The sequence below is a fragment of the Candidatus Thiosymbion oneisti genome, assembly GCF_900092655.1.
Classification (GTDB): domain Bacteria; phylum Pseudomonadota; class Gammaproteobacteria; order Chromatiales; family Chromatiaceae; genus Thiosymbion; species Thiosymbion oneisti.
Genome location: NZ_FLUY01000395.1, coordinates 1 through 288, shown reverse-complemented (window position 1 = coordinate 288; position 288 = coordinate 1). Strand labels below are relative to the sequence as shown.

1 pseudogene is annotated in these 288 nt (G+C 58.0%); it reads right to left on the bottom strand.

The window, feature by feature from the left end:
- A pseudogene (locus tag BQ17_RS03725) lies at window positions 1–209 on the bottom strand (transposase); the annotation flags it as partial.
- Between the last annotated feature and the right edge of the window lie 79 nt (window positions 210–288).

Sequence of the window (288 nt, the reverse complement as noted above, 5' to 3'; positions counted from 1 at the left end):
TCCAGGTTGCGCCGGCACTCGCGTTCCAGACGCCGGGAGCTCCGTACCCGGTTGAGATCGCCGTAAACATAAAGCTTAAGGAGCACAGCAGGATCGAACGCCGGCTGACCGGGCGTCAGATCACCCGTCGCATGGGTAAACCCCAACGCCGGCAAATCAAGCGTGTCAACGTAAGCGTCGAGCACCCGAACGTGGTTGGTTTCGCTGACCAAGAGGGCGTTCTCAATTGAGCTGAATCCTCATGAAAATCAAGCACATCAGGCCCATGCAGCAGCGGCTACGAGTTTC